This window comes from Streptomyces sp. NPDC041940, assembly GCF_055589465.1.
Genome location: NZ_JBVJBP010000006.1, coordinates 86,862 through 107,344, shown reverse-complemented (window position 1 = coordinate 107,344; position 20,483 = coordinate 86,862). Strand labels below are relative to the sequence as shown.

Annotated in this window: 20 protein-coding genes and 1 pseudogene; 9 read left to right on the top strand and 12 right to left on the bottom strand. The window is 73.0% G+C overall.

Annotation, left to right across the window (positions count from 1 at the left end):
- The first annotated feature begins 15 nt into the window (after positions 1 to 15).
- A complete protein-coding gene (locus tag ACZ6I3_RS13045; protein WP_469414225.1) occupies positions 16 to 744 on the top strand; it encodes a DUF2470 domain-containing protein in 729 nt (242 codons plus the stop codon).
- Here the strand turns inward: ACZ6I3_RS13045 and ACZ6I3_RS13040 are convergent.
- The 4 genes from ACZ6I3_RS13040 to ACZ6I3_RS13025 all read right to left on the bottom strand — a co-directional run bounded on the left by ACZ6I3_RS13040 (position 712) and on the right by ACZ6I3_RS13025 (position 4,554).
- Positions 712 to 1,902 carry a lactonase family protein gene (locus ACZ6I3_RS13040; RefSeq protein WP_469414557.1) on the bottom strand — a complete coding sequence of 397 codons (1,191 nt, stop codon included), beginning with the start codon at positions 1,900 to 1,902 and terminating at the stop codon, positions 712 to 714. The two genes, ACZ6I3_RS13045 and ACZ6I3_RS13040, sit on opposite strands and share 33 nt — an antisense overlap.
- 124 nt (positions 1,903 to 2,026) lie before the next feature.
- The gene (locus ACZ6I3_RS13035) at positions 2,027 to 3,286 is read right to left on the bottom strand and encodes an FUSC family protein (protein WP_469414223.1); all 1,260 of its coding nucleotides are present in this window, start codon (positions 3,284 to 3,286) and stop codon (positions 2,027 to 2,029) included.
- An 87-nt stretch (positions 3,287 to 3,373) separates the two neighbouring features.
- The gene (locus ACZ6I3_RS13030) at positions 3,374 to 3,868 is read right to left on the bottom strand and encodes an FBP domain-containing protein (RefSeq protein ID WP_469414221.1); all 495 of its coding nucleotides are present in this window, start codon (positions 3,866 to 3,868) and stop codon (positions 3,374 to 3,376) included.
- Positions 3,869 to 3,978: 110 nt separating this feature from the next.
- Positions 3,979 to 4,554 (bottom strand): PAS domain S-box protein, encoded by a 576-nt coding sequence (locus ACZ6I3_RS13025; RefSeq protein WP_469414555.1) that lies wholly within the window; start codon positions 4,552 to 4,554, stop codon positions 3,979 to 3,981.
- A 221-nt stretch (positions 4,555 to 4,775) separates the two neighbouring features.
- Here ACZ6I3_RS13025 and ACZ6I3_RS13020 point away from each other — a divergent pair, with 221 nt between their 5' ends.
- The 4 genes from ACZ6I3_RS13020 (at position 4,776) to ACZ6I3_RS13005 (ending at position 10,683) form a co-directional block, all read left to right on the top strand.
- Complete coding sequence (locus ACZ6I3_RS13020; protein ID WP_469414219.1) at positions 4,776 to 7,967, top strand: cytochrome P450; 3,192 nt, start codon at positions 4,776 to 4,778, stop codon at positions 7,965 to 7,967.
- Positions 7,968 to 7,997: 30 nt separating this feature from the next.
- The gene (locus tag ACZ6I3_RS13015; protein WP_469414217.1) at positions 7,998 to 8,984 is read left to right on the top strand and encodes a phosphotransferase family protein; all 987 of its coding nucleotides are present in this window, start codon (positions 7,998 to 8,000) and stop codon (positions 8,982 to 8,984) included.
- 73 nt (positions 8,985 to 9,057) lie between these two features.
- The gene (locus tag ACZ6I3_RS13010; RefSeq protein ID WP_469414215.1) at positions 9,058 to 10,347 is read left to right on the top strand and encodes an ROK family protein; all 1,290 of its coding nucleotides are present in this window, start codon (positions 9,058 to 9,060) and stop codon (positions 10,345 to 10,347) included.
- A 60-nt stretch (positions 10,348 to 10,407) separates the two neighbouring features.
- Positions 10,408 to 10,683 (top strand): hypothetical protein, encoded by a 276-nt coding sequence (locus tag ACZ6I3_RS13005; RefSeq protein WP_469414213.1) that lies wholly within the window; start codon positions 10,408 to 10,410, stop codon positions 10,681 to 10,683.
- Positions 10,684 to 10,789: 106 nt separating this feature from the next.
- Here ACZ6I3_RS13005 and ACZ6I3_RS13000 read toward each other — a convergent pair whose 3' ends face one another.
- From ACZ6I3_RS13000 to ACZ6I3_RS12985, 4 genes are all read right to left on the bottom strand, one after another.
- Positions 10,790 to 11,818: an SDR family oxidoreductase gene (locus ACZ6I3_RS13000; RefSeq protein ID WP_469414211.1), complete on the bottom strand. Its 1,029-nt coding sequence runs from the start codon at positions 11,816 to 11,818 to the stop codon at positions 10,790 to 10,792.
- Between the two features lie 65 nt (positions 11,819 to 11,883).
- Entirely contained in the window at positions 11,884 to 13,032 is a 1,149-nt protein-coding gene (locus tag ACZ6I3_RS12995) for an FUSC family protein (protein WP_469414209.1), read from the bottom strand.
- On the bottom strand, positions 13,029 to 13,694 hold the full coding sequence (locus tag ACZ6I3_RS12990; protein WP_469414207.1) for an HAD family hydrolase: 666 nt from the start codon (positions 13,692 to 13,694) through the stop codon (positions 13,029 to 13,031). The genes ACZ6I3_RS12995 and ACZ6I3_RS12990 overlap by 4 nt, the downstream gene beginning before the upstream one ends.
- Before the next feature lie 39 nt (positions 13,695 to 13,733).
- Complete coding sequence (locus tag ACZ6I3_RS12985; protein WP_469414206.1) at positions 13,734 to 14,774, bottom strand: PHP domain-containing protein; 1,041 nt, start codon at positions 14,772 to 14,774, stop codon at positions 13,734 to 13,736.
- Positions 14,775 to 14,867: 93 nt separating this feature from the next.
- On the opposite strand from ACZ6I3_RS12985, the gene ACZ6I3_RS12980 reads away from it, so the two are divergent.
- Entirely contained in the window at positions 14,868 to 15,104 is a 237-nt protein-coding gene (locus ACZ6I3_RS12980) for a hypothetical protein (RefSeq protein ID WP_469414205.1), read from the top strand.
- Between the two features lie 7 nt (positions 15,105 to 15,111).
- Here the strand turns inward: ACZ6I3_RS12980 and ACZ6I3_RS12975 are convergent, their stop codons facing one another.
- The 4 genes from ACZ6I3_RS12975 to ACZ6I3_RS12960 form a co-directional block, all read right to left on the bottom strand.
- Entirely contained in the window at positions 15,112 to 15,657 is a 546-nt protein-coding gene (locus ACZ6I3_RS12975) for a VanZ family protein (protein WP_469414203.1), read from the bottom strand.
- 133 nt (positions 15,658 to 15,790) lie between these two features.
- Positions 15,791 to 16,453, bottom strand: coding sequence for a DUF4230 domain-containing protein (locus ACZ6I3_RS12970; protein WP_469414201.1), 663 nt, complete (start codon positions 16,451 to 16,453; stop codon positions 15,791 to 15,793).
- Between the two features lie 108 nt (positions 16,454 to 16,561).
- Positions 16,562 to 16,942, bottom strand: coding sequence for an anti-sigma factor antagonist (locus ACZ6I3_RS12965; RefSeq protein ID WP_469414199.1), 381 nt, complete (start codon positions 16,940 to 16,942; stop codon positions 16,562 to 16,564).
- Between the two features lie 182 nt (positions 16,943 to 17,124).
- A complete protein-coding gene (locus tag ACZ6I3_RS12960; protein WP_469414198.1) occupies positions 17,125 to 17,562 on the bottom strand; it encodes a MarR family winged helix-turn-helix transcriptional regulator in 438 nt (145 codons plus the stop codon).
- A 103-nt stretch (positions 17,563 to 17,665) separates the two neighbouring features.
- Between ACZ6I3_RS12960 and ACZ6I3_RS12955 the strand changes: the two genes are divergently transcribed.
- From ACZ6I3_RS12955 to ACZ6I3_RS12945, 3 genes and pseudogenes are all read left to right on the top strand, one after another.
- Positions 17,666 to 19,120: an aldehyde dehydrogenase family protein gene (locus ACZ6I3_RS12955; RefSeq protein WP_469414196.1), complete on the top strand. Its 1,455-nt coding sequence runs from the start codon at positions 17,666 to 17,668 to the stop codon at positions 19,118 to 19,120.
- Positions 19,121 to 19,143: 23 nt separating this feature from the next.
- A complete protein-coding gene (locus ACZ6I3_RS12950) occupies positions 19,144 to 20,250 on the top strand; it encodes an NAD(P)-dependent alcohol dehydrogenase (protein WP_469414194.1) in 1,107 nt (368 codons plus the stop codon).
- Positions 20,251 to 20,323: 73 nt separating this feature from the next.
- Positions 20,324 to 20,467: pseudogene (locus ACZ6I3_RS12945) on the top strand (IS5/IS1182 family transposase); the annotation flags it as partial.
- Positions 20,468 to 20,483 lie beyond the last annotated feature (16 nt).

Below are 20,483 nucleotides of genomic sequence, written 5' to 3'. Positions count from 1 at the left end.
CTAAGGAGGTTCGGGATGGGTGACGACAGCCAAAGCTGGACGGCGGCCCCTGCCGCGGCGGAGCGGGCGCGCTCGGTGCTCGCCGCCGCGTGGTCTTGCTCGGTGACCGCGGAGGGCACGCGGGAGGAACTGGTCGGCGCGCACACGGTGACCGAGGACGGCAGGGTACTCGTGACCGTGCCGGAGGACAGCGCCCTGCTGGCGGCGGCGATCTGCGCGCCCCGCGGCGAGCCGTCCGCGGTGCTGGAGTTCGCCGATGTCGCGCCCGTCCCCGTGCGGGGCCGGATCCGTGCCCGGCTGTGGCTCGCGGGCTGGTTCGCGGTGGAGGAGGGGCAGCTGGCCTTCCGGCCCACGCGGGTCGTGCTGCGGCAGTCGTCCGGTGCGGTGGTCGTGGACCTCGACGACTTCGCCGCCGCCGTGCCCGACCCGCTCACCACGGCCGAGGCCCGGCTGCTGACCCACCTCGCCGACTGCCACGCCGACGCGGTCGAGCGGCTCACCCGGCTCGTGGAGCACGACAGCCTGCACGGCGCGGTCCGCGTCCAGCCGCTCGCCGTGGACCGGCACGGACTGACGCTGCGCATCGAACGGGCCCGTGCCCACGGCGACGTACGCCTGGCGTTCCACGCGCCCGCCGACGACGTCGCGCAGCTCACCGAGCGCATGCACGTCCTGCTCACGCAGGCGAGTGCCGCGTCCTGCCCGCGGGCCCTACAGCGGCAGCGCACAGACGGCGACCGGTGAGGGAAACGGTTCGCCGGCGCGCCGCAGCGCACCGGTCGTCTCGTCCACGTGGAAGACGGTGACCGTGCCGGACTTCTGGTTCGCCGCGAACAGCAGTGTGCCCTCCGGGGAGAAGGCGATCTGGCGGGGGAAGTCCCCGTCCACCGGCACGGTGTCCAGCGGCCGGAGCCGGGCACCGTCCGCCTCGACCGCATAGCGCGTGAGGCTGTTGGGGCCGCGGTTGGCCAGATAGGCGTACCGGCCGTTCGCCGTCACCAGGAGCTGTGCCGGGTAGTTCGTGCCCGAACCCGTGCCCGTGGACTGCGCCTCACCGACGGTCACCCGGCCGGAGGCCGGATCGTACGAGCAGACCGCCACCGTGTTGTCGACCTCGTCGGCGAGGTAGGCGTACCGGCCGCCGGGGTGGAACGTGAGGTGCCGCGGCCCCGCGCCCGGCCGGGTCTTCGCCCGCGACACCTCGGTGAGCTTTCCGGCCTTCTCGTCGAGCCGGTACGTGTACACCGTGTCCGTACCGAGGTCGACGGCGAGCACGTGCCGCCCGTCGGGGCTGGTGAAGATCTGGTGGGCGTGCGGCCCGTCCTGGCCCGGACCGGGCGGCGGAGCGGAGTGCCTCACGAGGTCGGTGCGCTCGCCGAGGGCTCCCGAGGAGTCGATCGGATGCACGGCCACGCTGCCCGAGCCGTAGTTCGCGCTGAGCAGCCAGCGCCCGCCCGGATGCACCGACAGATGGCAGGGGGCCGCGCCCCCGGTGCTCCGGCTGCCGAGGACCTTCCGGTCGGACAGCCGGACGGCGGTCACGGCGCCGTCCTCGCGTTCGTTCACCGCGTACAGCGTGCGGCGGTCCGGGTGGATCGCGAGATACGACGGGTCGCCGACGCCCGTGATCGTGCCGGTGCCGGTGATCCGGCCCGTCTCCGCGTCGTAGGTCGCGAGGCCGATGCCCTTGCCGCCGCCTTCGACGGAGGTGTAGGTGCCGAGGTAGAGCGGGCGCGGCCCGGAAGGCCGCCGGGCCTCTGCGGACGGGCTCGACTCGGGGGCCGACGGGGTCGTCGAGGCCGCGGGCGCGGGCGCCTTGTCACAGGCCGGGAGCGCCGCTGCGGCGGATCCTCCTGCCAGCGCGCCGACGAACCGGCGCCTGCTCCAGCCACCACTGCCCATGTCGCCCCTCAGGTCGTCACTCGTCCCCGTCGCGACAGCCACCTTGGCGTGGATCACCCACCGGGTGCAACAACGGCACCGCGCGTTGCGCGATACGCAACGGTTGGTGCCGACTGTCAGCGGGTCAGCGGGAACGCCCGTCGAACCCGGCGCGGTTCCGCCACAGCTCTTCCGTGACGCCCAGCCGTTCGCGCAGGCGCGTCAGCCGGGGCATCCGTGCGCGCTGCTCGCGCGACACACGGTCGAGTTCCTCGAACAGGCGCCGGGTGCGGTGCTCGGTGTCGAGTTCGTCGAGGATGCGGTTGACCTCCGTCAGGACGGCGCCCGGAAGCTGCCAGTGCCCGGGATCGCGCTCGGCCTCCTCGCGCAGCAGCAGGCCCAGCTTGTCGCGGGTGCCCGCCGCGGTGTGCAGTTCCGCGGCGAGACGTTCCTCGGCCGACTCGGCACTCGTGCTGAGGTGGGTGGTGACCAGCACCGCGAAGCTCACCACGGCGTCGGCGATCTCGGACAGCAACTGCTCCAGGGCGGCCCCCGTCTCGGCCTCGAACAGCGGCTTGGGTTCGCGCTCCTTCGCCAGGTCGGTGAGGGAGCGCGCGAGCACGCGCAGGACGACCGTGCAGATCTCCAGCGTGTCCAGGCCGGTGCGCATCACCACCCGGTGCAGCACGCTGTCCTGCACACGCGGGTTGAGCCGCAGACTGTCCTCGGCCTGTCTGAGGGCCGCGTCCACCTCGACGATGTCGTGGTCCAGGCGCCGCGCCTCGTGCAGCTGCTCCGCCGCGCGGTCCACGGGCGTACCGCCGGCGGCCTCCTCGCCCATGCGCAGCATCAGCTGCCGCAGCCGGCGTGCCAGCCCCTCGATCGACTCGCCCGCCTCCTCCACCCACACCGGCGGAGCCAGCAGCAGATTGCAGGCGAGCCCGACGCTCGCGCCGATCAGCGTCTCCACCACCCGGGCCCAGGCGGTGTTCCCGACGGTGGTGACCCCGAGGACCAGCATCGCGCTGATCGCCACCTCGGGGACGTACTCCTCCACCCGGACCAGCCGCCCCACGACCAGCGCGGCCACGAGGAGCATCGCCAGGCTCCACCAGGTCAGGCCCACCAGCAGGCTGAAAGCGATGGCGACGAGGACTCCCGTGACCACGGCGTTCACCCGGCGGAAGCCGTTGGTGAGCGTGGCGTACAGCGTCACCTGGACGACCAGCAGCGCGGTCAGGGGAGCGGTGAGAGGTGCGGCCGTCGGCTCGGGGCTCAGCCGGAGCGCGATGACGTACGCGATCGTCGCCGCGGTCGCGGACCGGAACGTCTGGACGACCACGGGATCCCGGCGCTTGTGCATGATCCGAGTCGCGTGCGCCGTCCACTCACGTACCTCTCGCATCCTCGGGCCGTTCCCCTTCGCCTGGCGCATCGAACGCATCCATGAAGGACGTTAGCGCCGCGGGAAAACAGGGGCGACCGTGGACGCTCAGGCGTCCACCTTGTCGAGAAAGGCGGCCAGCCCCTCCGTGGTCCGGTCTATCTGCTCCGCCAGGGTGAGGCTCTCCTCGAGGCGGGAGCCGCTCTCCGGCACCTTCTTCCCGCGTACGTAGAGGGAACAGGCGAGATCGGTGCACATGTACACACCGACGGAGTTCCCCTCACGCCCGGCCGCCCCGGCCTTCCGTGCGGTCATCAGCGAGACCCCGCCCCGCGGGTGCGTCGTCAGGCACAGCGAACACATGCTGCGCTGCAGGGACCCCCGCTGCGCCGGCTGGAACCGCATCGTCACCCCGACGAGCCGGCCGTCCCGCTCGGTCACGAGACAGCTCCGATCGGGCGCTCCCGGATCCCGCCATCCGAGGAAGTCGAGATCGTCCCAGGGGCGTTCCCCGAGATCCCGGGGGACGGCCAGGCGCTTGGCCTCTCCCTTCGAGCAGTTGATGAACGAGGTGCGGATGTCCTGCTCGGTGAGCGGCTTCATGGGAGGGCTCCTGGTTCTCTTCGGCCAAACCTAGGGGTCCTAGGTTTGCGAGGCCCGGTCAGGTTAGACAGCCGCGGCGGACGAGGCGAGTGGATTTCCGGAAGGCCGCCTCACTCCGGCTCCGCCGACGAGACCTCCGGCGGCCACACCCCTGGGGTCAGTACCCCCAGGGCGTAGGCGCGGGCCACCAGTTCCGTGCGGTTGGCGGCGTGCCAGCGGGAGGACAGACGGCGGAGGTGGTACGTCACGCCGTCGGTGGTGAGGCCGGTCTCGCGGGCGGCCCGGGCCGTGGTGGCGCCCGCTGCCAGCAGGGCCAGGATGCGGGCCTCCGCCGGGGTGACCCGTTCGGCGGGCGGGACGCCGCGGGCCTCGTGCTCGCCGTCCACCCGCAGCATCACCAGCAGGGCGGGTGTGTCCTCCACCGTGTCGCTCACCGGGTCCGCCGTCAGCTCCCCGTACCGCTCCGCCCCGCCGGGCGCCCGCCAGCGCACCGACACCTGGTACCGCGAGCGGTGCCGCAGCCGCAGCGCCTCGGCGATCCGCTCCACCTGTGTCGCCTCCCGCGGGCTGAACAGCTCCAGCACGTCACGGCCGCGCAGCCGCCCCGGCGTCGTACCGCACTCCGTGGCCATCGCCGGGTTCGCGAGCAGCACCGCCCCGTACACGTCGCACACCGCGACCGGCATCGCGACCCGGTCGAAGAGGAGCAGGGCACGGTTGCGCCAGGTCACGGCCTCCTGCCGGGCCAGGTCCACGAGCGTCTCCTGCCACGCCGGGTCGCTCCCGCGCAAGAGCGACGCATCTCCTTGCACTACACAATCATGTAGGGGTGCGGCACCGCCCGCCGGGCCCCGTGGATCACGCTGGATCGCAGTACTTCCGTACCGCGAAAGGCAGTTGCCGCGTCATGCCCCCCACCGGACAGACCTCCCGCCCCGCAGACACCCGCGACGACATCCCCGTCGCCGACATCACCGCCACCGGACCCGGCCCCGCGCCCATCCAGCAGGCCATGGACCTGATGCGCGAGCACGGTCCCGCGTTCGTCCGGCGGCTGTACGGGCGGGACACCCTGTTCGTGGGCGACCTGGACCTGGTCGCCGACCTCGCGGACGAGCAGCGGTTCGCCAAGCACATCGGGCCCGGCCTGGAGAACGTCCGCGAGTTCGCCGCCGACGGCCTCTTCACCGCCTACAACGACGAGCCCAACTGGGCCAAGGCGCACGACATCCTCATGCCCGCCTTCGCGCTGGGCTCGATGCGGACGTACCACCCCGTGATGCTGCGGGTGGCCCAGCGGCTCGTCGCGTCCTGGGACCGCGACGCCGGTGCCGGGAAGCCCGTCGACGTGCCCGGCGACATGACCCGCATGACGCTCGACACCATCGGTCTCGCCGGCTTCGGCTACGACTTCGGCTCCTTCGAGCGGGCCGAGCCGCACCCCTTCGTCGAGTCGATGGTCCGCTGCCTGGAGTGGAGCATGAAACGCCTCGCCCGCGTCCCGGGCCGCGACTACTCGGCCGAGGACGCGGCCTTCCGCGACGACTCCGCCTACCTCGCCCAGGTCGTCGACGAGGTCATCGCCGCCCGCACCGGCACCGACCAGAGCCAGGCCGACGACCTCCTCGGCCTGATGCTCACCGCCGAGCACCCGGCCGACGGCACCACGCTCGACACGGCCAACATCCGCAACCAGGTCATCACCTTCCTCATCGCGGGCCACGAGACCACCTCCGGCGCCATGTCCTTCGCGCTGTACTACCTCGCCAAGCACCCGACCGCGCTCCAGCTGGTGCAGCGCGAGGTCGACGAGATGTGGGGCGACGCGGCGGACGTCGAGCCGACGTACGACGAGGTCGGCCGGCTGACCTACACCCGCCAGGTACTCAACGAGGCGCTCCGGCTCTGGCCCACGGCCGCCGTGTTCGCCCGGCAGGCCCGCGAGGACACGCTGCTCGGCGGCCGCATCCCGATGCGCGCCGGGGACTCCGCCCTGGTGCTCACCCCGATGCTGCACCGGCAGCCCGTCTGGGGCGACAACCCCGAGCTGTTCGACCCCTCCCGCTTCACCGCCGAGGCGGAGGCGGAGCGCCCGGTGCACGCCTTCAAGCCGTTCGGCACCGGTGAGCGCGCCTGCATCGGCCGCCAGTTCGCGCTGCACGAGGCGACCATGCTGCTGGCCATGCTCGTGCACCGCTACCGGCTGGGCGACCACGCCGACTACCGGCTCGACATCAAGGAGACCCTCACCCTCAAGCCCGAGGGCTTCACCCTCGCGCTGACCCCGCGCACCTCCGCCGACCGGGTCCACACGCCGCTGCCCGGCGCCGCCCCGCTCCAGGACACCGGCTCGGCCGAGCCGCAGGACCTGCCCGCGCGCGTCCGCCCCGGCACCGCCGCCCTCTTCCTGCACGGCAGCAACTACGGCACCTGCCGCGACTTCGCCGCCCAGCTCGCCGACGAGGCCGCCGCCGTCGGCTGCGAGACCCAGGTGGCAGCCCTGGACGCCTACGCCGGCGGTCTGCCCACCGACCGTCCCGTCGTCATCGCGGCCGCCTCCTACAACGGCCGCCCCACCGACGACGCCACCGCCTTCGCCGCCCGCCTCGAAGAGGACCACGACCTGTCCGGCGTGACGTACGCGGTCCTCGGCGTCGGTGACCGCAACTGGGCCGCCACCTACCAGCACGTCCCCACCCGGATCGACGAGCGGCTCGCGGAGTCCGGCGCCACCCGGCTCCTCGACCGCGCCGCAGCCGACGCCTCCGGCGACCTCACCGGCACCGTCCGGGAGTTCACGGCGGCCCTGCGCACCGCCCTCCTGCGGCAGTACGGCGACCCCGACGCCACGACCCCGGAGCCCGAGCCCACGGCCGCCTACGAGGTCCGCACCCTGACCGGCGGCCCGCTGGACGCCCTCGCCGAACGGCACGAACTCGTCCCGATGCGGGTCACCGAGGCCCATGACCTCACCGCGCCCGGCTACGCGCGCCGCAAGCGGTTCCTGCGCGTCGCCCTCCCGGACGGCGTCACCTACCGCACGGCCGACCACCTCACCGTGCTGCCCGCCAACGACCCGGACCTCGTCACCCGCACCGCCACCGCGCTCGGCCTCGACCTCGACACCGTCCTGGACATCCGCGCCACCCGCCCCCGCCGCGACGGCATCGCCGTCGACCGGCCCGTGACGGTACGGCAGCTCCTCACCCACCATGTGGAGCTGCAGGAGCGCCCGAGCGCCGGGCAACTGGCCGCGCTCGCCGCCGCCAACCCGTGCCCGCCGGAGCGCATCGCCCTGGCCGCCCTCACCGACGACCCGCGCACCCTCGTGGAGATCATCGAGGACCACCCGGCCCTGCGGGGCGCCCTGGACTGGCCGCAGCTCCTCGACCTCCTCACCCCGCTGCGCCCCCGGCACTACTCCATCTCCTCCTCGCCCGCCGTCGACCCCGGCCACGTGGACCTGATGGTGTCGCTGCTGCAGGCACCCGCACGCTCCGGCAAGGGCGTCTACCGGGGCACCGGATCCGGCCACCTCAACGCGGTCGAGCCGGGCGACACGATCTACGCGCGCGTGCAGCCGTGCCGGGAGGCCTTCCGCATCGACGCCACCGGCGGATCCGCACCCGTCGTCATGGTCGCGGCCGGCACCGGCCTCGCCCCGTTCCGCGGCGCCATCGCCGACCGCACGGCCGCCCTCGCGGCGGGCGCCGAACTGGCCCCGGCCGTCTGCTACTTCGGCTGCGATGCGCCCGACGCCGACTTCATGCACGCCGACGAACTGGGCGCCGCCGACACCGCAGGTGCCGTCTCGCTGCGCCCCGCCTTCAGCGAGACCCCCGAGGGCGAGGTGCGGTTCGTGCAGCACCGCATCGCCGCCGAGGCCGAGGAGGTCTGGGCCCTGCTGGACGCCGGAGCGCGGGTGTACGTGTGCGGCGACGGTTCGCGGATGGCGCCCGGGGTGCGGGAGGCGTTCCGTACCCTGTACCGGAAGCACACGCAGGCCGTCGACGGCGCCGACGAGACGGCCGCCGAGCAGTGGCTCGACGGGCTGGTCGCGGACGGGCGTTACGTCGAGGACGTGTACGCGGCCGGCTGACCGAAGCGGTGGGGGAGGGGTGGGCGCACGGTGGTGGACTCCTGGGAACGGGCCCGGCGCGTCCTGGAGGCGGCGGGCCTGGACCCCGGCCGCCTCGCCCACCTCCGCCCGCTGACCGGCGGCACGTACAACACCGTCGAGGAACTCCGCCTCACCGACGGCACCCGCCATGTGCTGAAGATCCCGCCCGCCGCCGCCGTCCCCGGCCTCCGGCACGAGCGCCGACTGCTCGTGTCGGAGGCCGAGTTCTACCGCTCGGCCGCCCGCGCCGGGGTCCACGCGCCGCGGCTGGTGGCCATGGGGGACGACTTCCTGCTGATGACCGCCTGCCCGGGCGACCCCTGGGACGACTCCCTCACGGCCGCGGAACAGACCGCCCTGCGTACCGAGCTGGGACGCCAGACGGCCCGCCTGCACCGCGTGACGGGCCCCGGCTTCGGCTACCCCTCCGGCGCCCTCGGACCGCTCGCGCCCGACTGGCGGACCGCGTTCACGACGATGCTCGACGCCGTCCTCGACGACGCCCGGCGCTACGGGGCCCGGCTGCCGCGCCCGGTCGACGCCGTGGCCCGTACCGCCCGCTCCGCGTGCGGCGCCCTAGACGAGGTCACCGTCCCGTGCCTGGTCCACTTCGACCTGTGGCGGGGCAACATCCTCGTCGACCGCTCCGACGGAGAAGCCCGCGTCGGCGGCCTCATCGACGGGGAGCGCATGTTCTGGGGCGACCCCCTGGCCGAATTCGTCTCCCTCGCGCTGCTGGGGGACATCAAGGAGGACGAGGCGTTCCTGTCGGGCTACCGGGAGTCCGGCGCCCGGGCCGACTTCGACGCCCCGGCCCTCCTACGCCTCGCCCTGTACCGCGCCTACCTGTACCTGATCATGCTCACCGAGACGATTCCGCGCGAGGCCGGCGAGGACCAGGAGCGCTGGGTGCAGGAGGCCGTCGCCCCGGAACTCGTCGCTGCCCTGGACGAGATCGAGGAACTCCTCGGCAGGAAATCTCACAGCGTGAAATAAGGGGTGGAGGAATGTCACGCCGAGCCTGCCCCGGCGGTATGTTGCAGGTCGGAAGAGGGGCGGAAGGAGCCACATGGCGGGGCGGAACGGGCGCACGGTGCGCGATCTCAGGCGGGCCAACCGCACGGTCGTCCTCCAACGGCTCTACTTCGACGGACCGCTCAGCCGCTTCGCACTCGGCCCGGCGACCGGACTGAGCTCCGGCTCCGTCAGCAACGTCGTCGCCGACCTGCTCGCCGACGGGCTGGTGGAGGAGGCCGGCAGCATCGACTCCGACGGCGGCCGCCCCCGCACCCTGCTGCGCGTCGCGCCCGGCAGCGGCCACATGATCGGCGTCGACGTCGGTGAGACGCGGGTGCGTGTCGAACTGTTCGACCTCACCCTGACCGAGCTGGCCCGCGTCGAGCGCCCGCTCGCCGTCCAGGGGTACGAGGTCGAGGTCGTCGTCGACCACATCCGCCGGGGCATCGCCGAGGTGCTCGACACCGCCGGCCTCGCGCCCGAGCGGCTCCTCGGCGTCGGCATCGGCGTCCCCGGCATCGTCGAGCGCACGCCCGACCGGGGCGCGCTCGTGCACGGGCAGACCATCGGCTGGGACGCCGTCCCGCTGGAGGCCCTGCTCCGCACCGGAACCCCGCTGCCGGACACCGTCCCCTACTTCATCGACAACGGCGCCAGGACGCTGGGCCAGGCCGAGATGTGGTTCGGCGCCGGACGCGGCGCGCACAACGCCGTGGTGGTCCTCTTCGGCTCCGGCGTCGGCGCGAGCCTCGTCACTCCCGAGGCGGAGCAGGGCCGGGCCGTCGAATGGGGGCACCTGACCGTCCGGGTCCGGGGCCGCCGCTGCCGCTGCGGGGCGCTCGGCTGCCTGGAGGCCTACGCGGGCGCCGAGTCGCTGCTCGCCCGCTGGCGGGAGGAGGGCGGCCGGGGCCAGGACGGCACCGACGAGGAGTCCGCGCTCACCGCGATGCTCGCCGCGGCGTACCCGGCCGGGGACGGCGAGGCCGACCCGGTCGCGCTGGCCGTCCTGGAGGAGACCGCCGAGTACCTGGGCGCCGGTCTGGCCGGCCTGATCAACCTCTTCCAGCCCGAGCGCATCCTCATCGGCGGCTGGGCGGGCCTAGCCCTCGGCGCCCGCTTCCTGCCCGCCGTACGCCGTCACGCCCTGTCCTACGCGCTGCGCCACCCGGCCGGGAAGGTGACCGTCGAACTGGGCCGGCTCGGGCCCGACGCGGTCACGGTCGGCGCCGCGATCCTGCCGCTCGCCGACTTCTTCGCACGCGGCGGACGGCGTCCCGGTCCCGCACCGGAGCGTCCGCTCCCCGCCTGGCACGCGGTACTCGAGGAGCGGGCGCCACGCTGAGGTTTCGCAGGTCACGCCGGAGGTACTCGCGTGGCGCCCGGACCACGAAGGGAGGACGTTGTGACCGACCACCGCCTCGAAGGACCCGGCGAGAACGGTCAGCCGGTCCCGCGGGACATGCCGGACCAGCAGGCCGCCACCGGCGAGGACCCATGGGAGGCCGCCTCGCGCTTCACGGGTACCAGCGAGGCCGAGAGGGACGAGAAGGACCACACCGGCGAGCCCGCCGACGACGTCCCCGAAACGGACGAGGCGGGGACGGGCCGGCAGGGGGAGCCGCCCCGGCAGGGAACGGTGCACCCCGAGCATCCGGTGCCGGACGAGCCCGCCGACTGAGTGCCCCTGAACTCCGATGGCCGCAGCCGACCGTGGGGGCCGGCTGCGGCCATCGGTTGTGTGGGTGTGGGTGTGGGTGCGGGTTCGGGCGCGGCGAGTCCTGCGGTCAGCCCACCTTGTGTCCCCGCATCGGTTCCGTCCGCGCGCCCGCACCCTGCTGGAGCCCCTGCAGGAACTGCTCCAGCACCTCCGGCGCGGTGTGTTCCGGCCGCCAGCCGAGTTCCGTACGCGCGCGTGAGCAGTCCATCAGGGGCAGCCGCAGCACCGCGTCGAACAGGTGCGGTGAGGCGGGCAGCAGGCGCAGGCCCCAGGCGGCTGCGATCGCCGAACGTGCCGCCGTGCGCGGCAGTCGCACCGGACGGGCGCCGAACATCCTGCCCAGGAGGTCCGCGTCCACCGTCGGCTCGGCGGCCAGGTTGAACGCGCCCCGGGCGTCGGAGTGCACCGCCAGCCGGTACGCGTGTGCCGCGTCGTCCGTGTGCAGTGCCTGCACCCGCAGCCCCGCGATGTCGGGCAGGAGGGGCAGCAGCTCCGGACGGGCCGACGGGCCCGGCAGGAAACGCCCGCCGAAGATACGGCGTTGCTCACTCGCGGACTCCCGCTGGAAGAGGAAGGCGGGCCGCATCCGCACCACCCGTGTCTCGGGATGATCGCGCTCGAACGTGTCCAGCGCACGCTCCAGGTAGGCCTTCTCCCGACAATAGGCGGCGTCCGGCCAGCCGTGCGTCGGCCATGACTCGTCCACCGTCCGGTCCTTGGGGCCCGGCGAGTACGCGCCGACCGACGAGGCGTGCACCAGTGCCGGCACCCCCGCCGCGGTCACCGCCTCGAACACCCGCATGCTGCCGAGCACATTGGTGCGCCAGGTCGCCGCCGGGTCGTGCGTCGGCTGGAACGCCCAGGCCAGATGGACGACCGCGTCGGCGTCCGTGAACCGGTCCACGAGGTCGGACTCCGCGAAGGCCAGATCGACCGCGGACCAGTCCGTCTTCGGCGGCGACCACTCGGGGATCCGCCGGGCCAGGCCCAGCACGGAGGCGACCTCCGGATCCTCGGAGAGGAGGCGCACCACGCTGGTGCCCACATTGCCGGTGGCGCCTGTGACAACAACCCTCTTGCCCGTTCTGCTGCTCACCTTCCGCTCCTCTCGGCCGCGTGCTTCCGTCAGCGGTGACCGAGTACCCGGGGCTCACGTGGATGTCACCGCCCCCGGTCGTCCGGCAGGGTCTCGGCCCACAGGTTCTCCGCCTGCAGCAGCAGCGTGCCCAGGACCGCCGTGTGCGCGGCCCCCTCCCCGGCGTGCCGGCGCAGTTTCTCGTGCAGCTCCTGGTGCAGCTCCCGCATCGCCTCCTCGGTCTCCTCGTCCGGACGGGGCCGCACACTGCCGTCGAGCAGACTGTCTGCCTCGGTGTGGCAGGCTTCCCCGATCAGCTCCAGCAGACGCGCGTACGCGTCGAGGGCCGGGCCCTCGGGCGGGGCGGGCGTCCGCCTGTCGTCCACGGACACAGCCAGGGCCCGGGTCAGCGCGGCCACGTGCCCGGTGACCCGCGCGAACCGATCGTCCTCGTCCACCGGCGGCAGAGCGCCCCCGTGCGGCACGCGGTGCAGGCGCCGCAACGGGCCGTAGGTCAGGCGCAGGCTCTCCTGGCTCCACCGGCGTGCCGAGCGCAGCGCCTCCAGGCGGTGGTCCAGCCGGGACGACGCGCCGAGCCAGCCGGCGGCGGTCTGTGAGTCCCACTCACCCTCGCGCAGGTCGGCGGCGACGGTGCGCAGGACATCGCCCGCCTCTCGGGCGAGGGCCGCCAGGTTCTCCCGTACGTCCCGCAGATGGACCGGCGGCAGGACGAGCGCGTTGACCGCGACGCCGATCACGGCGCCGAGCGCCGCCTGCCCCACGCGATGCCCGACGCTTGACATGCTCACGGAGCCCGCAGTGAGGGTGAACAGGGCGGTGGTCGCCGCGTAGATGCCCTGGTCGCCGAAGCGGGACCAGTTCGCGAGCAGCATCAGCACCGGGACGGACAGGGCGAGCGCGCCCGTCGTGTCGCCGGTGAGCGCCTGTGCGGCCGAGGCCAGCACGGTGCCGACGCAGATCGCCCCGAACTGCCGCGCGCCCTGCACCAGCGAGCTGTAGACGGTGGCCTGCACCAGCACCAGTGCCACCCACGGCGCCATCAGCGCCAGCGGGTCCCCCATCCAGACCCCGCCCACCACCCAGGCGAGCACCGCCGCCGCGGCGGCCTTGAGGGACTGGACGACCAGATCGCGTTCCCGCCCGGGCCCGGTCCAGGCGGCTCGCAGGGCGCCCCAGGCGGCCCGCGTCCCGCGCCGCACGGAGGCCGGCCTCATGCCAGTGGACTCCCGCGGAGGGAGGACAGCAGGTGCGCGGGGTCGGCGTAGACCGCGTCCGCGCCGGACTTCTCCAGGTCGGTCCGCGGGATGCCGCCGCACAGGACGCCCACACAGCGCACCCCGGCGCGACGGCCCGCGAGCATGTCCCACACGGTGTCGCCGACGAAGACCGCCCGCTCCGCCGGCACCCCGGCCAGTTCCAGCGCGTGCTCGACCGGCTCGGGTGCCGGCTTGCCCTCGTCGACGTCGTCGGCGCTCGCCGTGGCGGTGATGGCGTCGTCCGCGTCGAGGGCCCGGCGCAGCGCGCTCAGTTCGGCGCCGCCCGCCGAGGTGGCCAGCACCACCGCCCAGCCCTCCCGGTGCAGCCGTCGCAGCAGCGGCCCGGCGCCCGGCAGCGCGGGCAGCCGGTCGACGTACTGCCCGTACAGCGCCTTGTGGGCGGCGCTGATGTCCGCGTCCCGGTCCTTGTCGCGGCTGTCTCCCAGCAGATGGGCGACGAGGTCGGTGGAGGGCAGACCCACGGCCCGGTGCACGGCGTGGGTCGGCACCTGGTGGCCCGCCTGCCGGAAGGCCTCCCACCACGCCACGACGTGCAGGTGATTGGTGTCGACCAGCGTGCCGTCGACGTCGAACACGGCCGCCCGTTCGGCGCTGCCCATAGGTGCTGCCCTTCCTCTCCGGCTCGCCCGGGTACCACCTCAGCCGCCCGCCACTCCGGACGGCACCCGCCGCTCTCGGGTCCAGGCCAGCAGCTCCGGAAGGGACCACGTCGTCACCACACGCTCCGGCGGCACCCCGCACTCCTCCGCCCGCGCGCACCCGTTGATCTGCCAGTCCAGTTGCCCCGGCGCGTGCGCGTCGGTGTCGACGGAGAACAGCACCCCCGCGGCCACCGCCCGGCGCAGCAGCCGCCGCGGCGGGTCGAGCCGCTCCGGCCTGCTGTTGATCTCCAGGGCCGTGCCGGTCTCGGCGCACGCCGCGAACACCTCGTCCGCGTCGAACTCCGACTCGGGCCGCCCCCGCCCCGTCACCAGCCGCCCCGTGCAGTGCCCGAGCACATCGGAGTGCGGATCACGCACGGCGGCCACCATCCGCCGGGTCATCGGCCGGGCGTCCATCCGCAGCTTGGAGTGCACCGACACCACCACGACATCCAGCCGGTCCAGCAGCTCCGGCTCCTGGTCGAGGGAGCCGTCCTCGAGGATGTCGCACTCGATGCCGGTCAGCAGCCGGAACGGCGCCCAGGTCTCGTTCAGCTCCGCGACCACGTCCAGCTGTTCCCGCAGCCGCTCGGCCGTGAGGCCCCGGGCCACCGTCAGCCGTGGCGAGTGGTCGGTCAGCGCCGCCCACTCGTGGCCCAGCGCCGCCGCGGCCCGGCCCATCTCCTCGATCGGGCTGCCGCCGTCCGACCAGTCGGAATGCAGATGGCAGTCGCCGCGCAGCAGCTCCCGCAGCCGCTCGCCGCCCCGCACGGCGGGCCGCTGGGCGGCCTCGCCCTCCAGGGTGCGCAGATAGGCGGGCTCCTGCCCGGCCAGTGCCTCCCGCACCACCTGCGCGGTCTTCGGGCCGACGCCCTTGAGCGACTCCAGCGAGCCGTCCGCCGCCCGCCGGCGCACCTCGTCGTCGCCCAGCTCCTTCAGCACCCGGGCCGCCGTACGGAAGGCGCGCACCCGGTACGTCGGTGCCAGGGACCGCTCCAGCAGGAAGGCGATCCGGTCCAGTGCCTCGACGGGATCCATCGCCACCTCCACCTCAAGGGTTCCCCAGCGCCCGGCTCACCGCACGACGGACTGAACCCCGCGCGGTCGCCGGTTGCGCTCTACTCTCGATGCATGACCGAAAGCGCGAGCCCGTACATATCCCACCCGCGGATCATGGTGCTCGGGGTGCAGCCGGGCACACCGCCTTTCCGGATCGTGGAGATCGACGGCCAGGTGGTCGGGGAGGCCAAGGGCGCCACCGACGTACTGACGGCCGCGGCCGCGTTCGGCATCACGGTCCACGACATGGACGATCCGGACGTGGTCCGCTGGGTGGGCGGCGACAAGTACACCTGGACCATGCGCTGAGGGGTCCTTACGCCTTCCCGGCCGACGCCTTCCTCTCCGCCCGGCCGCGCCGGGGCCTGCGCGCGTGGACCGCCCGGCTCAGGCGGCGGCCCAGGAGCAGGTAGCCGATCAGTGCGCCCGACGTGTTCAGGATGACGTCGTCGATGTCGAAGGCGCGGCCGGTGACCAGGGCGCCCTGGGCGAACTCCACCAGCAGCATCACGATCGCGGTCATCAGCAGGACGCGCAGGATGCCGCGCGTGCGGGGCGCGACGACGGGCACGAGGATGCCGAAGGGGACGCCGAGCAGGATGTTCCCGCCGATCTGCCGGAAGGCGTCCCGCAGTTCCGGCTGGTCGAGATAGGCCTTCAGGGAGTCGCCCGGCCGCAGATTGGTGTGGGTCAGTGCCTCCGAGGCGGGCGAGGGCTGCAGGGTCAGTTTCGCCAGCACCACCGCGAAGGCGACCATGAACGTGAAGGCACACAGCACCGCCAGCAGCCGGACGGGCAGCGGGAGTGGACGTCGCTCGCTCGCGGACCCGACGGTACGGGGACGTGAGGCTGCACTGGCCATACGATCCTCCACTCTTCAACTTCACTGGGTGACAGGGCGGTTACCCACGGGCGTGCCGACGATGCCGCCGGGGGTCGTTCCCAGCCACTGTTGCCCGCGTTCCGCCGGGGCACTCCGCCCTGTCCGCGCGTGCTCAGGTCCCGTACGACACGTTCACCTCCTTGAAGCCGAGGGAACGCAGCAGACCTTCGAGCATGCCGGTGGCGTTCTTCTCGGCGCGTGCGGTCAGCTCGCTCTCCTTCGCCGCGTCGCCGATGTGCCGTACCGCGAGTTTCTGCACGGCCTGTTCACCGTTGGGGTTGTCCGAGAAGAGGTCGCCGAGGCGGTCGAAGAGACCGCGCTGCTTGGAGACGGCGTAGGAGCGGTCGGGGTCGAGGGCCGGCTTGCCCAGTTGAGCGTGGGGCAGCCGGAGCGTGGCGGACGTGCGGTCGCCGTTGACCTTCACGTCGTTCTCGCCGACCTTGCCCAGGTCGACGTAGGCGTCCACGGTGCCCGCGCCGACGTACAGCGTGCGGGTGCCGCGGATCGCGTCGGGCAGGAACCTGGCGTCCTTCTCCAGGTCCACGACGACCTGGAAGTTGCCGGAGGCGGCGTCGTAACGGCTGATGTCCTGGATGGACTTCAGCAGCGCGGGGCCGGACCGGTCGTGGGTTTCGGTGCCGAACAGGTCCTTCAGGCCCGGGATCACGCTGAGCCGGATCCCGGCGAAGAACACGACGAGCACCAGGACGAGCGCGCCCACCACCTTGGCCCAGCCGGGCATGCGTCTGGGGAGACGCTTGACGGGAGTCGTCATGCGACGGCCCTCCTTCCTACTGTCCGGATGCCCGCCACATCCCCTGCCAGACCGGCCGGTTGAGGACGGGACGACTTCGGCGGAAGCACGAAGGGCGCATTCGGGGCGTCACACCGAGCCGGACGTGGCCTCCGGCTGTTCCAGGGCGGCGTCCAGCGTCGGCTGCGGCGGCAGCAGCCGGGACAGGCCGGTGATGCGCAGGACCCGCAGGGTCAGAGGGTGGGCGCAGACGAGGAGCACCTGACCGTCCCGGCCGAGGACCCGGCTCCTGGCCCGGTACAGCAACCGCAGGCCCGAGCAGTCGAAGAACTCGATCCGGCTGAGGTCGATCACGACCCGGGCGGCGGGGCGGTTCGTCTCCCGGTCCAGGTGCGGGGCGATCTCCGTGGCCGCGGCGAGGTCGATCTCGCCGCGGAACTCCAGCACGGTGTGCCCCCGCTCCTGGTGGACGCGCAGATGCCGGGTGAGCGGTGCAGGTTCCTGCCGCACGACGAGATCGCCTCCAGCTTGCTCCGTGCGTGGGGGAGGGGTCACGGCCTCAACACCGTTCCCCGCCCCGCAAGTTACCCTCCAACGAGTGAATTTGAGCATGTTCGATTGACATATGTCTCTGAATTGCGGCCGAGTTGGCCGAGGTTCGCGCGGGAGAGTGCGCGGGCGTGCGCTCCGGGCTACGACAGGGCGTGCCAGGCCTTGACGAGCGCCTGGCGGAACTGCTCCGTCTGGTGTGCCGTGAGGTCGCGCACCATCCGCTCCTCCAGCTCCCGGACCGGCCCGGCGTGCCGGGCGAGCAGCTCCCTGGCGTCGCCGGTGAGCAGGATCAGCAGCTCCCGGCGGTTGCGGGGATTGCGCTCCCGGCGCACCAGCCCGCGGCCCTCCAGGGAGCGGACGAGATCGGCGATGGACTGCGCGGTGACGAAGGAGTCGCGCGCCAGCTGGGCCGCCGACAGTCCGTCGTGTCGCTCCAGGACGGTCAGCGCGGTGTACTGAAGAGCGGTGATCCCGGAGGGTCTGACCAGCTCGTCCAGGTGGGAGCGCACGACGAGCTCCACCTGCTTGACCATGTAGAGCAGGGAAGGGGGCGCCTTGGTCACCTGTGTGTCGAGCATGGATGCAGGCTAGAGCATTGACAGGAAACCTGTCTGTAAAGAGACTGCGAACCAACAGGAATCCTGTTTGTTGAAATCTTGGCGACGACGCTGGGGAGCGGCGATGACCACCTTCGAGAGGGAACCCGGACAGCTGTTCATCGGGGGCCAGTGGCGCGAGGCCGCCGACGGGGCGCGCACCGAGGTGGTCGACCCGTCCCGGGGCACGGTCGTCACCACCGTCGCGGAGGCGGGCCCCGCCGATGTCGACGCGGCCGTACGCGCCGCCCGCGAGGCCTACGACGACGGCGCCTGGTCCGGACTGAGCGGCCGCGAGCGGGGCCGGGTGCTGCACCGCGTCGCCCGGCTGATCCGCGAGAACGCCGACGAGCTGGCCGCCCTGGAGAGCCTCGACGTCGGCAAGCCCATCTCGCTGTGCGGAGCGGTCGACGTGACGAACGCGGCCAACGACTACGAGTACTTCGCGAACCTCGCCCAGAGCCAGGACGGCGCCCTGCGCGACACCCCCATGAACGCCCTCGCCTACACCAGGCGCGAGCCGCTCGGCGTGGTCGCCGCGATCACCCCGTTCAACTTCCCGCTGATCCTCGCCGGCTCCAAGCTCGCTCCGGCGCTCGCGGCCGGCAACACCGTCGTCCACAAGCCCGCCGACGAGACCCCGCTCAGCGCCCTGTACATGGCCCGGCTGCTCCAGGAGGCGGGCGTACCGGACGGTGTGGTCAACGTCGTGACCGGCAGCGGCCCGGTCGCCGGCGAGGCACTGCTGCGCCACCGAGGTGTCGACAAGGTCGCCTTCACCGGCTCCACCGCGATCGGCCGGCACGTGGCGAGCGTCGCCGGCGAGGCGCTCAAGCCCGTCACCATGGAGCTGGGCGGGAACGCGGCCCACATCGTCTTCGAGGACGCCGACCTGGAGAAGGCGGTCGGCGCGGTCATCAAGGGCTTCGTCTTCAACACCGGCCAGTTCTGCATGGGCGGCCCGCGCCTGCTGGTGGCCCGGTCGGTGTACCCGACGCTGCTCGGCATCCTCGCCGAGGCCGTGCCCGGCGTGCCGATCGGCGACCCGCGCGACCCGGCCACGGTCATCGGCCCGATGGCGGCCGAGAAGCACCTGAAGAAGGTCGAGGAGTACGTCGCCCTGGCCCGCAAGGAGGGCGCCCGCGTCGTCTGCGGCGGCGAGCGGCTCGACCTGGACGGCGGCTACTACTACAAGCCCACCGTCATCGCCGACCTGGCGAACGACTCCCGTGTGATCCAGGAGGAGATCTTCGGCCCGGTCCTCACCGTGCAGCCCTTCGACGACGAGGACGAGGCCGTCGCCCTCGCCAACTCCACGCCCTATGGTCTGGCCTCGGGCGTCCAGACCAGCCACCTCGCCCGCGCCCACCGGGTCGCCGACCGGCTCCAGGCCGGGATCGTCTGGATCAACGACTGGGCGATGCTCGACCCCGCCGTGCCCTTCGGCGGTGTGAAGGACTCCGGCTACGGCCGCGAATACGGGCCCGAGGCCCTCGCCGGTTACACCAAGGTCAAGTCCGTCGTCGTCTCGCTCGACTGAGACACCGTCAAGGAGCTCTTGCGATGCCCACCACCACCCGTGCCGCGGTCGTCGAGTCCGGCGGCGCGCCCTTCACCCTCTCCGACGTCGTCCTCGACGAACCCGGCCCCCGCGAGGCGCTGGTCCGCATGGTCGCCACCGGCCTGTGTCACACCGACCTCGGCGTGGCGAGCGGCGGACTGCCCTTCCCGCTGCCCGGGGTCCTCGGCCACGAGGGCGCGGGCGTCGTCGAGGCCGTCGGCCCCGCCGTCACCGGCGTCGCGCCCGGCGACCACGTCCTGCTCTCCTTCACCTCCTGCGGCGACTGCCGCAACTGCCGCGGCGGGCACCCCGCCTACTGCGCGACCTGGCTGCCGCTGAACCTGCTCGGCGGCCGCCGCGCCGACGGCTCGAACACCATCAGCCGGGACGGCGAGGCCCTGGGCGGTCACTTCTTCGGCCAGTCCTCCTTCGCCGAGCGGGCCCTGGCCGACGAGCGCAGCCTGGTCAAGGTCGACCCGGACGTGCCGCTGGAGTCGATCGCCCCGCTGGGCTGCGGCGTACAGACCGGTGTGGGCGCCGTCTGGAACGTGCTGAAGCCCGACACGGGCGGCACCGTCGTCGTCCTGGGCGCCGGAGCGGTCGGCCTGTCGGCCGTGATGGCGGCGGCCCTCACCCCGGCCACCAGGGTCGTCGCCGTCGACCGGGTCGCCGAACGCCTGTCACTGGCCACCGAGCTGGGCGCCACGCACACCGTCGACACCAGCCGGGAGGACCTGGCCGAGGCCCTCGCCGGCATCACGGGCGGCCAGGGCGCGGACGGTGTCGTGGAGACCACCGGCAACGTCGGCGTCCTGCGCCAGGGCGTCGACGCGCTCGCCGCGCGCGGCACCCTGGTCGTCGTCGGCGCCCCGCCCTTCGGCACCGAGGTCGCCCTGGACGTCAACGGCCTGCTCGGCGGCAAACGGATCGTCGGCCTCACCCTCGGCGACAGCGAGACCCAGACCATGATCCCCGCCCTGGTCCGCCTGGTGAAGGAGGGCCGCCTCCCGCTGCACCGCCTGATCAGCACCTATCCCTTCGGGGACATCGACCGGGCGGTCCAGGACATGAGGTCGGGCAAGACGATCAAGCCGGTGCTGATGTTCTGACACCGGCGACTGAGCCGGGCAGGTCGGCCGCCCGCGCACCCTTTCCTACCTGCGGCGACGCCGTATCCGCGGACGCAACACCGTCGAACGCTGCATCAACAAGATCAGGGAGTGACGGGGCCTGGCCACCCGATACGACAAGACCGCCACCAGCTACCTCGCTGGACTCCACCTACGCGGTGCCGTGATCTGGATCCGCAGTCTCCGACCAACGTGATCCAAACCTGGAACAG

What these genes read in the sequence shown, in the direction of transcription:
- ACZ6I3_RS12950 (WP_469414194.1), top strand. Translation starts at nt 19,144, where the DNA reads ATGCCCACCACCACCCGTGCCGCGGTCGTCGAGTCCGGCGGCGCGCCC.
- ACZ6I3_RS12995 (WP_469414209.1), bottom strand. Translation starts at nt 13,032, where the DNA reads ATGAGGCCGGCCTCCGTGCGGCGCGGGACGCGGGCCGCCTGGGGCGCC.
- ACZ6I3_RS12990 (WP_469414207.1), bottom strand. Translation starts at nt 13,694, where the DNA reads ATGGGCAGCGCCGAACGGGCGGCCGTGTTCGACGTCGACGGCACGCTG.
- ACZ6I3_RS13025 (WP_469414555.1), bottom strand. Translation starts at nt 4,554, where the DNA reads ATGCCGGTCGCGGTGTGCGACGTGTACGGGGCGGTGCTGCTCGCGAAC.
- ACZ6I3_RS13035 (WP_469414223.1), bottom strand. Translation starts at nt 3,286, where the DNA reads ATGCGAGAGGTACGTGAGTGGACGGCGCACGCGACTCGGATCATGCAC.
- ACZ6I3_RS13030 (WP_469414221.1), bottom strand. Translation starts at nt 3,868, where the DNA reads ATGAAGCCGCTCACCGAGCAGGACATCCGCACCTCGTTCATCAACTGC.
- ACZ6I3_RS13020 (WP_469414219.1), top strand. Translation starts at nt 4,776, where the DNA reads ATGCCCCCCACCGGACAGACCTCCCGCCCCGCAGACACCCGCGACGAC.
- ACZ6I3_RS12970 (WP_469414201.1), bottom strand. Translation starts at nt 16,453, where the DNA reads ATGACGACTCCCGTCAAGCGTCTCCCCAGACGCATGCCCGGCTGGGCC.
- ACZ6I3_RS12955 (WP_469414196.1), top strand. Translation starts at nt 17,666, where the DNA reads ATGACCACCTTCGAGAGGGAACCCGGACAGCTGTTCATCGGGGGCCAG.
- ACZ6I3_RS12975 (WP_469414203.1), bottom strand. Translation starts at nt 15,657, where the DNA reads ATGGCCAGTGCAGCCTCACGTCCCCGTACCGTCGGGTCCGCGAGCGAG.
- ACZ6I3_RS13040 (WP_469414557.1), bottom strand. Translation starts at nt 1,902, where the DNA reads ATGGGCAGTGGTGGCTGGAGCAGGCGCCGGTTCGTCGGCGCGCTGGCA.
- ACZ6I3_RS13045 (WP_469414225.1), top strand. Translation starts at nt 16, where the DNA reads ATGGGTGACGACAGCCAAAGCTGGACGGCGGCCCCTGCCGCGGCGGAG.
- ACZ6I3_RS12985 (WP_469414206.1), bottom strand. Translation starts at nt 14,774, where the DNA reads ATGGATCCCGTCGAGGCACTGGACCGGATCGCCTTCCTGCTGGAGCGG.
- ACZ6I3_RS12980 (WP_469414205.1), top strand. Translation starts at nt 14,868, where the DNA reads ATGACCGAAAGCGCGAGCCCGTACATATCCCACCCGCGGATCATGGTG.
- ACZ6I3_RS13010 (WP_469414215.1), top strand. Translation starts at nt 9,058, where the DNA reads ATGGCGGGGCGGAACGGGCGCACGGTGCGCGATCTCAGGCGGGCCAAC.
- ACZ6I3_RS12960 (WP_469414198.1), bottom strand. Translation starts at nt 17,562, where the DNA reads ATGCTCGACACACAGGTGACCAAGGCGCCCCCTTCCCTGCTCTACATG.